This window comes from Aquirufa sp., assembly GCF_044342065.1.
Lineage (GTDB): Bacteria > Bacteroidota > Bacteroidia > Cytophagales > Spirosomataceae > Aquirufa.
This window is the reverse complement of record NZ_JBIIQN010000002.1, coordinates 26,748-40,140: the sequence shown is the minus strand read 5'-3', so window position 1 is coordinate 40,140 and position 13,393 is coordinate 26,748. Positions and strand designations below refer to the sequence as shown.

Genomic DNA, 13,393 nt, shown 5'->3' with positions numbered 1-13,393 from the left:
AATTTTGGCCAAAAAAAACCCCGATGGGCAGGAGCCTTTGAAAAAAGGCGAAACCCCACTTTCCCGACAGTTTAATCAGATCAAAGCCAAGTATCCTGGGGCGATTTTGCTATTCAGGGTAGGGGACTTTTATGAGACCTTTGGGGAGGACGCGGTGAAGGCTTCCAAAATTTTAGGAATCACGTTGACCCGCCGTAATAACGGCAATGCTGACGATCACCTAGCCGGTTTCCCTTACCATTCGTTGGATACCTATTTACCCAAATTAGTGCGTGCCGGCCAGCGCGTCGCGATTTGTGACCAGTTGGAGAATCCCGCCGAGGCCAAAGGAATTGTCAAACGCGGCGTTACCGAATTAGTGACGCCTGGAGTTTCGTTCAACGATCAAGTACTCGATAACAAACGCAATAATTACGTTGCTGCAATCAGCTACCAAGAAAAAGATGCGCAATATGGCGTGGCATTTTTGGATATCTCTACCGGAGAATTCATGTGTTCACAAGGACCATTGGCATATATCCAAAAGCTGGTGCAAAGTTTTATGCCGTCGGAGATTTTATTTCCCAAAAAATACCGGTCGATTTACCTAGAAAATTTTGGCGATCAGACCCATTCCTTCTCGCTAGAAGAATGGATTTTTTCCCATGAGTTTACCTATCCTTTGTTGACCGAACATTTTAAGACTAAAAATTTGAAGGGTTTCGGTATTGAAGGCATGCCCTTAGGTATCATTGCTGCGGGTGTGATTTTGCATTATTTAGCTGAAACTGAACATAAGCAAGTGGGTCACATCGCGACCATTCAGCGGATCGAAGAAGATAAATATGTGTGGCTGGATCGCTTTACCATTCGTAATCTTGAACTCGTTTATTCGGTTCAAGAAGGCGGTGTTCCTTTGATTGATTTGATGGACCAAACGATGACTCCGATGGGGGCTCGTTTGTTGCGGAAATGGATGGTCTTGCCGCTGAAAGATTTGGCTGCGATACAAGAACGCCAAGCTGGAGTCGCTGGTTTATTGGAGTTAGAGGAGACGATGGATTTGTTGATTTCGCTTTTGAAGCCCATTGGTGATTTGGAGCGTTTGATTTCCAAAGTGGCAGCTGGTCGGATTAATCCGCGGGAATTGGTGCAATTGAAACGCGCGCTCCAACAAATTCCAGCGATCAAGGAAACCTTGGCCTCACATCCCGCTGAAATTTTACAGAAGTGGGCGGATCAATTGAATCCGTGTTTGCATTTGGTGCATAAGATTGAATCAGCCTTGCGTGACGACGCGCCGATGCTCGTGCATCAGGGTGGCATTATCAAAACGGGGTATCTGGCGGAGTTGGACGAGCTTCATTTATTATCGACCAACGGCAAGGATTACCTCGCTGCAATGCAGAAACGGGAGATCGAACGGACGGGGATTACGTCGCTGAAAGTGGCCTATAATAAGGTTTTTGGCTATTATTTGGAGGTGACCAATGCGCACAAAGACCGTGTTCCGCCGGAGTGGATTCGCAAGCAGACCTTGGTTAATGCGGAGCGTTACATTACGGAGGAATTAAAGGGATATGAGGAGAAGATTTTAAGTGCGGAAGATAAGATTTCGACGATTGAATTTGGGATTTTTCAGGAGTTGGTGCGTGAATCACTTGAATATTTAGAATTGATTCAGTTGAATGCACACGGCATCGCGACCTTGGATGTATTGACAAGTTTTGCCGTTGTAGCCAAACGCAATCAATATGTGCAGCCTTCTTTGCACACGGGTGATTCGATACAGATAGAAGCCGGGCGTCATCCTGTTATTGAGCAGCAATTACCTTTGGGGGAAGTCTATGTGCCCAATGACGTATATTTGGATAACGAGACCCAACAAATCATCATGATTACCGGTCCGAACATGGCGGGTAAGTCGGCCCTTTTACGTCAGACGGCCCTCATTGTTTTGATGGCGCAAATGGGTTCTTTCGTACCGGCTACTTCGGCATCGATCGGATTGGTAGACAAAGTATTTACTCGCGTAGGGGCGTCGGATAACCTTTCCAAAGGTGAATCAACCTTCATGGTGGAGATGACGGAAACCGCTGCGATCCTTAATAATTTATCCAATAATTCATTGGTCTTATTGGATGAAATCGGTCGGGGTACCTCGACCTATGACGGGGTTTCCATGGCTTGGGCGATTTCGGAGCATTTGCACAACCACCCGAAATATCGGGCCAAAACCTTGTTTGCCACGCACTACCACGAATTAAATGAATTAACGGAAGACTTTCCACGCATCAAGAATTTCCACGTATCGGTGAAGGAAGTGGGCAATAAGATTATTTTCTTACGGAAATTGGTCCCCGGTGGATCGGCCCATAGTTTTGGTATTCACGTGGCTCAAATGGCCGGTATGCCAACCTCGCTTGTTTTACGTGCGCATGAGATTCTGCAGAATTTAGAAAAGGATCATGTGCTCGAAGACAATGTAGAGAAGCTCAAAGACATGCCGAAAAACAATTACCAGTTGAGTTTATTCGGTGCTGAAATCCCCGAAGGTTTGAAGAAAATCGAGGAGCAATTAGGCTCGCTGGATGTGAATACGCTTTCACCGATTGAGGCGTTGTTGAAGTTGAATGAGCTTAAAAGATTGTTGTAGAGACGCGATACCTCGCGTCTTTTTTTTCAAAATGACATTGTAGAGACGCGATACTTCGCGTCTTTTTTTCAAAATGACTTGTAGAGACGCGATACTTCGCGTCTTTTTTTCAAAATGACATTGTAGAGACGCGATACTTCGCGTCTTTTTTTCAATAAGACGCGAAGTATCGCGTCTCTACAATAAATTTCGCGAGGTATCCCGTCCAAAACAAAAAGACGCGAAGTATCGCGTCTCTACAAATTAATTTCGAACATCTAACCCCCAATTCAATTTATTTCTTAACGTTTGCAAGAAATCATCTCCGGGGATTTTAACGATTTTGGCTGTGAAAGGTGCTTTTTGAACTTCGATGGTGAATTTGCTATCGATGACACGGGAACGGGAGTCGATGGAAATTAGGAAATTTTGGCTCCGACTCGTTACTTCAAATTTCAATTTGGCATCACTCGATACCACCAAAGGACGCACGTTTAAATTATGCGGGCTCATGGGAGCAATGATGAGAATATCGGAGCTTGGCATAACCAAAGGTCCACCTACAGAAAGCGAATAACCCGTTGACCCCGTAGCTGTAGAAACAATCAATCCATCCGCCCAGTAGGTATTCAGGTAATTTCCGTCCACATAAGCCTTGATGACAATCATGGAGGATGTGTCCGTCTTCATAATTCCCACCTCATTCAAGCCAAATTGCTTTCCATCAAATAAGTCAATTTCCGATTGCACCGAAACCAAGGTCCGATCCTCTATCCGGTAATTAACAGCCATTAATTGGTCTACAGCCGCACCCACCTCTTGAGGAGATAAGGTAGCTAAGAAGCCCAAGCGGCCCGTATTTATACCTAAAATAGGTAATTCTTTGGCTCCTATATGTGTTAAAGTTTCCAGTAAAGTCCCATCGCCACCGATACTCCAAGCCATCTGAACATGGTCGGGAGTTCCTGATTTTTCTTCGTATGACGCTAAGTTGTCAACCGCAAAACCGTGTTCTTTCAAGTGATTTTTAAAGTAGGCTGATAACACAATTTCGCAGGGCTTTTCGCATAAAACTTGCCATAGTTTTTCCATCAACGGACGGTTATCGGCCGAAAAAGATTTACCATGAATAGCTATGCTTAAAGACACGAACTAGGGGTTTAAATATTTTAATAGCAGATCAAATCGCGAGGTATCAATCGTTTCATTTTTGCCAAAATGAAAGGCTTTTTCGATGTGAATGCTGTGTCGTTCCAAACTCTGAATAATGACTGAAAATTGTTCCGTTTGTACCTGAATAACCAATTCCGGTAGTCCCATCGGATCTTTGGGGTTTTGAATCATGAAGGAACGCGTAATGAGTCCATTATTTTCCTCTATGTGCCGGGCTATCATGCTAAAAGAATCACGCTGGCTGTGGAATGGAATGTAAATAATTCCGCCATTGGATGAGTTGAAGCCATTATTTAGTAAAACCTGTGCTACAGCGTTGGACGCTAAATAGCCAAGAAATCTCCCTGTTTCATCCGTCACGGGAAGCATGGAAAATCCGCTTGCCTCAAACCAAGGTAGGCTAGCAAGGACATCCTCTTCAGATTCAAGACTATATTGGGCTAAATCATCGTGCAATTGGGCAATTTTACCATCCGGATGCGCGCATTGAATTAACATGCGTTCAGTCACATTCCCTACCAATTGTTTGCCATCCAGCACAGCTAGATTTTCTTGCTTGGATTGGTGCAGAATTTTTAATCCCTTTTGGATGGAATCCTGTAAGGATAGGGTAGGAAAATCGTAGGAAAGGTAGGTGAGGGCCAACATCCTATAAGGGGTTTTTATCGAGCCAGTTTTGCAAAATCACATTGAATTCTTCAGGTCTTTCCATCATGGGCGCATGGCAACAACGGTCTATGAATTGCAATTCAGATCCAGGAATCAAGGAATTGAATTCATGGCCTACGTGAGGCGGTGTTATGGTGTCGTTTAAGCCCCAAATTAACAAAGTGGGCTTATTGATGCGAACAATATCTTTTGCCATATTGTTCCTTTGAGCTGATTTGGCAATGGCAATGATGCGCATCACTTTAGGGATGCTGTTGGTGATTTCAAATACTTCATCCACCAATTCTTTGCTTGCTGTTTTGGGATCGTAAAATGTATACTCCACACGTTCTTTGATGTATTCGTAATTGCCACGTTTAGGGTACGAACCGCCCATGGAATTTTCAAACAGACCAGAAGAACCTGTTAAAATCAATCGCTCAATTTTTTGAGGATGTTTTAACGTATATATCAGGGCCACATGGCCTCCTAAGGAGTTGCCAACCACACTGAATGTATCAAGTTTTTTGTAGTCAATAAACCCTTCGATGAAGGTAGTTAAGCCTTCACAACCAGCCTCTTTGATAGGCATATCGTGAATGGGCATCAATGGAATGATGACCCGGTAATTTTTAGAAAAATGATCAATTACTCCCTTCCAGTTATTCAGCGCTCCAAACAAACCGTGCAAAAGAAGTAGGATTTCTCCTTGGCCTTCATCAATATACAGGTAATTGTTTTCCTCCTTAATCGTATAATTCATTCCTTGGGGACTATTTAATTTGCAAAGTAATAAAAAAGCAATCAAACTTTTCTACCTTTTTGCAGTTTGTTATTTATTAAACAAGTTATGAAGCCAATTGTTATTATCGGGGCCGGAATCGCCGGATTACAAGCTGCTACCCAATTGCACCGAAAAAATGTTCCATTTGTATTGTTGGAGAAATCTGATCGTGCCGGTGGGCGTATTCAATCAGATTTAGTAGAAGGATTTATCTTAGATCGGGGTTTTCAGGTTTTGCAAACGAATTATTCGGGAGTCCAACAATCTTTTGATTTGACGGCCCTACAACTTCAAGCATTTGATTCAGGTGCGCGATTGTGGATTAGGGCACAATGGACTTCTTTCTTGAATCCATTGCGTTCGGGTTTGAAATTACTGGACTTGATTCCGCATGTAATTTCATTTAACGATATTTTTTTATTAGGTCGATTGTGGTTTAACCTACAATGGTCGGCAGATGAACTAGTTCAATCAAATGAAAGTACGTCTGATATGTTGAATCGTTGGGGTTTTTCAGAGGCATTTCAAACGAAGTTTATTCGGCCGTTTTTTCGTGGCATTTATTTGGATGAACATTTGCAGCAACCAGCTTCCTTATTTTTCTTTTACATGCGACAGTTTTTGGAGGGGCAAGCGGCATTGCCTGCCAAAGGGATGGGAGCATTAGCGGATCAACTACTGGACAGTTTGCCTTCGGAATCTATTCGATTTGGAGCAGAGGTTATTCAATTATCGTCAAATAAATTGGAACTTAAGGGGGGCGAATTACTTGAATTCGATCGTGTAATTATAGCCTTGGATCCACACGCTGCGGCTAAATTAATGCACGTAGCATTACCTGAATCAGTTCATTTGGGTTCAAAAACCTTTTATTTTTCATCGCCCTTCCGTGAAGTACAAGATACCTTATTACACCTTATTCCGGGGGGGTCAAAATTACTTCATTACTGTTTTCTTTCCCACGTGGCTGCGGATTATGCTCCGAAAGGTAAAGACTTGATTCAGGCAACGAGCTTGGACCTTGGCCTTGAGCCGGAGGAAGCGCTTCGTTTGTTGGCCGAATACGAAGATGTACAGGGTTTGAAATTTTTGAAGGCCTATGCAATCCCGAGGTCATTAGCGAAAGTGGGGGCATTTGATGCCTTGAAGCAAACGGCTGCGTCCAAAGGATTTATTTTGGCGGGTGATTATTGTGAAATGCCTTCTTTGCAAGGGGCGCTCGTTTCTGGGGAAAAAGCAGCGATACAAAGCCTTCTATAACTGATTTTCATCAGGGTTTTTTGGATAGAAAGCCGTATATTTGTCCGGTAAATTGACCCTTATGAAGAAAATATTTGTTCTTTTGGCCGTAGGTATTATGGCCATTTCTTGCAAAAAAACGAATCCTGACTATCAAAAAGAAGCTGCCGATCCGCGTTTCTTGGAGCGAGCGCAAAATATGTTGACAGAAAGTATCATCCACGATATTTTCGCTCCGCCAGTATCATCCCGTATTTATATGTATTCAAGTGTGGCTGGGTATGAAGCTGCGATTTTGGGAAATCCCAAGTTTAAATCATTAGTAGGTCAGTTAAACGGATTTGAATCTGTGGCGAAACCGGAAGCAGGAAAAGAATACTGCTATCCATTGGCTTCTACACGTGCGTTTCTATCGGTAGGTAAGAAACTGACTTTCGCTCAGGAGCTATATGTTGAATTTGACAAGCAGATTGAAGAAGATTTTCGTAAAACGGGTATGCCAGATGATGTATACGAACGTTCGGTTGCCTTGGGAGATTCGATTGCCGCATCGGTTATGCGCTGGGCTGCCAAAGACAATTATAAACAAACGCGTGGTTTCCGTTTCACGGTAACAAATTTACCAGGAACATGGACGCCTACGCCCCCTGCTTACATGGATGCTGTGGAGCCATTTTGGAATAAAGTTCGTCCTGTGATATTGGATTCTGCGAGTCAATTTCGTGCACCAACGCCTTCCAAATTTGATATGACCAAGGGGAGTCCATATTACAAGGAGGTAATGGATTCGTATGAGACGGTGAGGAATTTAACCAATGAACAACGTGATATTGCTAATTTCTGGGATTGTAATCCATTCAAAATGAACATCACAGGTCATGCGATGTTTGCTACCAAGAAAATGTCGCCAGGTGGGCACTGGTTGGGCATTGTTGCTCAAATCTCCCGTCAATATAAGAAAGGCTATACTGAAACAGCTGAGGCATTAGCACTAACTTCCATTGCCATTTTTGATGGGTTTGTTTCTTGTTGGGATGAAAAATACCGTTCGATTCGCATCCGTCCAGAAACCATCATCAATGCATCAGTAGATAAATCTTGGATTCCTGTTTTACAAACACCGCCATTCCCTGAATATACGTCGGGGCATAGTACAATCTCCCGTGCAGCCGCTGAGGTGTTAACGAAAGTTTATGGAGATAATGTGGCGTTCAATGATTCTACGGAGGTTCCTTACGGCCTACCGCCGCGTAAGTTTACGTCATTTATTCAAGCTGCTGATGAGGCGTCTATAAGCCGTTTGTATGGCGGTATTCACTTCCGCCCAGCCTTGGACGAAGGAGCGAAGCAAGGTTCGAAAGTAGGTCAATGGTTATTGGCCAATGTCAAAACACGTATGTAATGCACGACATAGCCTCTCGAGATGACATCAAGGTTTTTGTAGATGCCTTCTATGGGGGTATGCAATCGGATGATTTGGTGGGGCATGTTTTTATCGATGTGATGCAAGTGGATTGGGCGCATCACTTACCCAAAATGTACGATTTCTGGGAGATGCTTTTGCTCGACGGTTCAAATTACAAAGGGGCTCCCATGCGTCCACATCTGGAGATTAATCAAAAAGTACCCCTGACAATGGCCCATTTTGACCGTTGGTTTGAAATGTTTTCCAAAACCCTAGACGCTCATTTTGCTGGTCCAAAAACCGAGGAGGCGAAGACAAAAGCATGGAATATTGCGCAGACGTGGGCATATAAATTAGACGCTGGACGTTAGACGTTGGACGTTAGTCCGAAGTCTAATTGTAGAGACGCTTTACTTTGCGTCTTTTTTTTGTTTTGTAGAGACGAGATACTTTGCGTCTTTTTTTGTTTTGTAGAGACGCGATACTTCGCGTCTTTTTTAAATAGACGCGAGGTATCGCGTCTCTACTTTTCAGACGCGAGGTATCGCGTCTCTACTTTTCAGACGCGAGGTATCGCGTCTCTACTTTTCAGACGCGAGGTATCGCGTCTCTACTTTTTCAGACGCGAAGTATCGCGTCTCTACTTTTTCAGACGCGAGGTATCGCGTCTCTACAACTTGAAATAAATCTTCTTCCCATCCAGCCAGGTAGCAAGCCGAACAATTATCATCAGCACCACAATGGAATTGAGCACATCGCCCCATGCTTCGGGAATCGAAACCAGATGTGCAAAACCGCCCACGAAAATGTGCGTCGTTTTATTCAACCACTGAGTGACTATCGTCTCAAAAAATATATAAATGAAGATGGAATTATTACCTAATGCATGAAGGTACTTTGGTAATTGAATTTGTCCTGTGCCTTTCATCCAATTGGCATAAAATAAAGCCATCAGTAAGGTAACCCATCCGCCTGATGCCGCAATAAATGAGAGTGTTACCGTTCGTTTAATAATAGGTATCCCGGCAAAATCGAGGCCATATCCCACGATGATTCCTAACAGTCCGAGCCCAATTAATGTTCGCAAGACGGTTTTAGGTGGATTGGTTCTGTGTATCAATCGGCCGATTAATCCGCCCCAAATCGTATGAGCTGCGGTGGGTAGGAAATTCATGGCAATCCAATGGCCGTTACTTAACTTACCCATCACGAGTAGGTCAACATACGATCCAAAATTTTGATCCGGTGTAAATGGTTGATCGAACCCTGGAATCGAGCTAAACATATACAGCGAATGAGCAATCAATAACAATAATAGAGAGGCTGCAATTTGCAAGGGAATCGAAAAGCGTAATAGAAAAAAAGTGATTAGCGTTGTGAAGGCTAGTTGGGTTAATACATTCCAAAGTTCCAAAACCATTTCGCCTCGGTAAATGCAATGCAAGCCTGTTCCGGCAAGAAATAGCAAAATTGACCTTTTGATTATATGAGGCCAAAGCGTTGCGTAACTTGCGCCTTGGTCTAATCTTTTATAGGTTGAAAAATAGAGGGAAGATCCAGCGATCAACATAAATCCCGGTTGGATTAAATCCCAAAAATGCAATCCTTGCCAGTCGGCATGAAAAAATTGCTTCAAAACAAATGAATGAGGGAATAGCGTATCTAGGTGTTCATATAAGCCGGTACTTTCGGCTGCCAAAAGAAATAGGATAAACCCTCGAAAATAATCAACAGCAGGGAAGCGGTTTGTAATCATTGGTTTAGATTGCGTGGTTCAAAGGTAAACTATTTTTTTAAAATCAATTTTGTACTTTTGTTTATTGTCAATGCATATGATTGTATCTACTCCGGGGAGGATTTGTTTGTTTGGTGAACACCAAGACTATTTAGGTCTTCCCGTTATTGCGGCTGCAATTTCTAAGCGCATTCAAATTAAAGGGGTGTTTCGCCCCGATCGTATCGTTCATTTCGAACTACCTGATGTGCAAAAAAGTGACGAATTCGTCCTAGATTACCCGTTGGCATATACGCAGGAACGTGATTATTTCAAAAGTGTTTGCAACGTATTGCAGCGCCGCGGACATGTCATCGACAAAGGATTGGAATTAGAAGTTCGCGGTAATATTCCAATTAATTCGGGCACATCGAGTTCGTCTGCCTTGCTCGTTTCTTGGGTGCAATTGCTCAATGAAATGTATAAGCTCGGTTATTCCCAAAAGGAAGTGGGCGAAATTACCTACGAGGCCGAAGTATTGGAATTTACGGAACCGGGAGGGATGATGGATCAATACGCTACGGCGGTGGGCAATGTTATTTACTTAGCGAGCAAGCCTGAAATTGACATTAAAACGTATGCCCGGGATCTCGGCACATTCGTTTTAGGCGATTCTTTCGAACCAAAGGATACCTTGGGTATTTTGACGCATGTCAAATTTGGCACCTTGGGTGGCATTGAAAAAATAAAAAAGGTGGATCCGTCTTTTGATTTGGCAACGACGGACCTAAGATCCTGTGAGGATTATAAGTCTTTATTAAGCGCAGATGAATGGATTTTATTAGCTGCCAATATTTCAGATCGCGATATTTTACTGGCTGCTAAAGCCATGTTTGAGGGCGATACTCCTTGGGAGGATGCGCGTTTAGGGGACTTATTGAACCAGCATCAAGTGAATTTGCGTCAACACAAGCGCATTTCGACGCCGAAAATCGATCGCATGATTGAGGCTGCATTAGGAGCTGGAGCATTAGGGGCAAAGATTAATGGTTCAGGTGGAGGCGGTTGCATGTTTGCCTACGCGCCGGAAAATCCGGAAGCGGTGGTGCAAGCGATTAATGAGGTAGGTGGAAAAGGGTATATCATTCGCGTCGATGTAGGTACGCAAGCAGAGAAAGCAAGTTTATTTTATTAAGATATGAAAAAGAGATTATTGATTTTGGCGGGCGGTATGGCTTCCCGCATGAAGAAGGCGATGGCCGAAGGAGCGAGTGATTTAGATCCAAACTTAGTTGCACAAGCAAACTCGGTGACGAAGGGAATGATTCAGGTGGGTAAGAATGGAAAGACCTTAATCGATTATCAATTATATAATGCGCATTTGGCGGGGATTGAGGAGGTTATGTTATTGTTACACCCAACGGATACCGTTTCGCAGGAATATTGCGAAAGTTTAATGGCCAAAGATGCTTGTTGGGGCATGAAAATCGTGTTCGCACGCCAACAAATCCCTGCGGATCGCGAGAAGCCAGCAGGAACGGCGGATGCGGTTTATCAAGCGTTGATGCAACATGCGGATTGGCAAACGGGTCGTGTAATTGTATGTAATTCAGACAACTTATATAGTGTGAATGCGTTGAAAACGCTTTGGGCTTCTCCGGAACCGAATGCCTTAATCTCGTATCACCGCGATAGTTTATTGTATCCAGCGGAGCGTATATCAGCTTTTGCTTTGATTCGTACAGATGTTGATGGATATTTATTGGAGATTATTGAAAAGCCAACGGCAGAACAAGCTGAGGAATTGATGGCGAAGATCGGTCGCTTAGGTGTGAGTATGAACGTATTTGTCTTCGAGGCATCCACGTTCCTTCCTTATTTAGCGAAGACTCCGTTCCATGCGGTGCGTAATGAAAAGGAATTACCTACGTCGGTGGTCATGTTTGGGGAGGGAGAAGGTCGTGGTTTTTACACCATTCCATTAGCTGAGAATGTTCCAGATTTAACTTCGAAGGAAGACATTTTGGTTATGAAGCAGTATTTGGAGGAGACGTACGGGGATTTTTAATTAGACGCTGGACGTTGGACGTTGGACACTGGACGTTAGTCCGTTTTTTTCTTTGGCAAACCTTTCAGGATTGCCAAAGTTTGAGGCGCATTGAGCGCCGATTTTGTAGAGACGCGATACTTCGCGTCTTTTTTTTTGTTTTTTCTTTGGCAAACCTTTCAGGATTGCCAAAGTTTGAGGCGCTTTGCGCGCCGATTTCTGAATAGACGCGATACTTCGCGTCTATTTTTTGATTTAGACGCGAAGTATCGCGTCTCTACATTTTATTCCAACGTCCATCGTCTAATGTCTAAAGTCCATCGCCTTTTGTTATCTAGGAATATTTTGTACTTTGGTGCAAAACCTATTTATAAACTATGTCGATTGCCATTGTTATCCTTTGTATTGGGCTTTTGGTCTTCTTGATCACGTATTTAAAAGTCAATTCATTCATCGCTTTTTTGTTGGTCAGTTTGTGTGCAGGTGTGCTCTTAGGCCTTCCTTTGCCTGATTTAGCGAAATCAATACAAAAGGGCTTGGGTGATACGTTAGGATCTTTGGTTACGATAATTGTGTTGGGGGCAATGTTGGGGAAATTGGTGGCAGCAAGTGGTGCGGCCCAACAAATCTCTAGTTCTTTGATTAAACTTTTTGGAGAGAAACATATTAGTTGGGGCCTGATGGTCACCGGGTTCATCATTGGCATACCTTTATTTTATAATGTAGGCTTCGTGTTGATGATACCATTGATATTTGCCCTCGTGCAACGGTATAAATTAAATCCCTTGATGGCTGGGGTTCCCATGATGGCATCTTTGTCGGTGGCACATGGGTATTTACCACCACATCCTTCACCAGCGGCTTTGGTGGCACAATTTGGTGCCAACATGGGTTTGACCTTGGCTTATGGAATCTTGGTATCCATACCGGCCATTGTATTAGCTGGCCCCATATTTGCCAAGACCTTAGGACATATTCATCCTAAAGCATCTAAATCATTTATTACGCAGGAAATAGCGGACGCTGATTTGCCGAGTAAGGGTTCCAGTTTTTTAACAGCTTTGTTACCGGTATTCCTATTAGTATGTACAACGGCTTTGGATATTCAATTAGGGAAGGATTCTCCGGTGAGTCCGATCTTACATCTCATTGCGGATCCCGCAATGGTCATGTTGATTGCTATTTGTTTCGCTACCTATACCTTGGGTATCCGTTTGGGTAAATCTATGGAATCCGTTATGGTCGTATATACTGATGCGGTGAAGGATGTTGCCATGATTTTATTAATCATCGCAGGTGCGGGAACATTCAAAGAGGTTTTATTGGCCTCTGGTGTTTCTAAAGAAATTGCAGGTTATTTAGGTGAATTACCTATCCATCCATTAGTATTAGGTTGGTTAATGGCGGCAATCATTCGCGTTTGTATCGGTTCAGCCACGATTGCTGGATTAACGGCTGCGGGCATGATTTTACCTATTGTCAGTGCCGGAGGGGTAGATCCAAATCTCATGGTATTGAGCATTGGAGCGGGCAGTTTGATGTTTTCGCATGTGAATGATACCGGTTTTTGGATGTTCAAGGAATATTTTAATTTATCCGTAAAAGAAACAATCCGCTCTTGGTCGCTCATGGAAACCATTGTCTCCATAGCAGGTCTTTTGGGGGTTCTTCTTTTAAGTCAACTCATTTAATTTCACGGAATAGTTTAAATCCATCTGATTTAAGCGCTAAAGCTCGCCTTGGAATAGTAATATTCCCAATTGTTGCTT

11 protein-coding genes are annotated in these 13,393 nt (G+C 43.3%); 7 read left to right on the top strand and 4 right to left on the bottom strand.

Features of this window, described 5'->3' with window-relative positions; genetic code table 11:
- Nucleotides 1-4: 4 nt before the first annotated feature.
- A complete protein-coding gene (gene mutS / locus ACIQZ2_RS01105) occupies nucleotides 5-2,635 on the top strand; it encodes a DNA mismatch repair protein MutS (protein WP_395766988.1) in 2,631 nt (876 codons plus the stop codon).
- Nucleotides 2,636-2,878: 243 nt separating this feature from the next.
- Here mutS and ACIQZ2_RS01100 read toward each other — a convergent pair whose 3' ends face one another.
- From ACIQZ2_RS01100 to ACIQZ2_RS01090, 3 genes are read right to left on the bottom strand one after another with little or no spacing between them, the layout of a single operon-like run.
- Nucleotides 2,879-3,763 (bottom strand): NAD kinase, encoded by an 885-nt coding sequence (locus ACIQZ2_RS01100; protein WP_395766987.1) that lies wholly within the window; start codon nucleotides 3,761-3,763, stop codon nucleotides 2,879-2,881.
- 3 nt (nucleotides 3,764-3,766) lie between these two features.
- Nucleotides 3,767-4,435, bottom strand: a complete 669-nt coding sequence (locus ACIQZ2_RS01095; protein WP_395766986.1) for a hypothetical protein — start codon at nucleotides 4,433-4,435, stop codon at nucleotides 3,767-3,769.
- Between the two features lies 1 nt (nucleotide 4,436).
- Complete coding sequence (locus tag ACIQZ2_RS01090) at nucleotides 4,437-5,198, bottom strand: alpha/beta fold hydrolase (protein WP_395766985.1); 762 nt, start codon at nucleotides 5,196-5,198, stop codon at nucleotides 4,437-4,439.
- An 87-nt stretch (nucleotides 5,199-5,285) separates the two neighbouring features.
- Here ACIQZ2_RS01090 and ACIQZ2_RS01085 point away from each other — a divergent pair, with 87 nt between their 5' ends.
- From ACIQZ2_RS01085 to ACIQZ2_RS01075, 3 genes are all read left to right on the top strand, one after another.
- A complete protein-coding gene (locus tag ACIQZ2_RS01085) occupies nucleotides 5,286-6,479 on the top strand; it encodes an NAD(P)/FAD-dependent oxidoreductase (RefSeq protein ID WP_395766984.1) in 1,194 nt (397 codons plus the stop codon).
- A 61-nt stretch (nucleotides 6,480-6,540) separates the two neighbouring features.
- The gene (locus ACIQZ2_RS01080; protein ID WP_395766983.1) at nucleotides 6,541-7,860 is read left to right on the top strand and encodes a vanadium-dependent haloperoxidase; all 1,320 of its coding nucleotides are present in this window, start codon (nucleotides 6,541-6,543) and stop codon (nucleotides 7,858-7,860) included.
- Nucleotides 7,860-8,234, top strand: a complete 375-nt coding sequence (locus ACIQZ2_RS01075; RefSeq protein ID WP_395766982.1) for a group III truncated hemoglobin — start codon at nucleotides 7,860-7,862, stop codon at nucleotides 8,232-8,234. Before ACIQZ2_RS01080 ends, ACIQZ2_RS01075 begins: the two co-directional genes overlap by 1 nt.
- 299 nt (nucleotides 8,235-8,533) lie before the next feature.
- Here ACIQZ2_RS01075 and ACIQZ2_RS01070 read toward each other — a convergent pair whose 3' ends face one another.
- The gene (locus tag ACIQZ2_RS01070; protein WP_395766981.1) at nucleotides 8,534-9,619 is read right to left on the bottom strand and encodes a DUF5009 domain-containing protein; all 1,086 of its coding nucleotides are present in this window, start codon (nucleotides 9,617-9,619) and stop codon (nucleotides 8,534-8,536) included.
- Nucleotides 9,620-9,695: 76 nt separating this feature from the next.
- Here ACIQZ2_RS01070 and ACIQZ2_RS01065 point away from each other — a divergent pair, with 76 nt between their 5' ends.
- The 3 genes from ACIQZ2_RS01065 (at nucleotide 9,696) to ACIQZ2_RS01055 (ending at nucleotide 13,315) form a co-directional block, all read left to right on the top strand.
- Nucleotides 9,696-10,772 carry a mevalonate kinase gene (locus ACIQZ2_RS01065; protein ID WP_395766980.1) on the top strand — a complete coding sequence of 359 codons (1,077 nt, stop codon included), beginning with the start codon at nucleotides 9,696-9,698 and terminating at the stop codon, nucleotides 10,770-10,772.
- Between the two features lie 3 nt (nucleotides 10,773-10,775).
- A complete protein-coding gene (locus ACIQZ2_RS01060) occupies nucleotides 10,776-11,645 on the top strand; it encodes a sugar phosphate nucleotidyltransferase (protein WP_395766979.1) in 870 nt (289 codons plus the stop codon).
- Between the two features lie 356 nt (nucleotides 11,646-12,001).
- Nucleotides 12,002-13,315, top strand: a complete 1,314-nt coding sequence (locus ACIQZ2_RS01055) for a gluconate:H+ symporter (RefSeq protein WP_395766978.1) — start codon at nucleotides 12,002-12,004, stop codon at nucleotides 13,313-13,315.
- Nucleotides 13,316-13,393 lie beyond the last annotated feature (78 nt).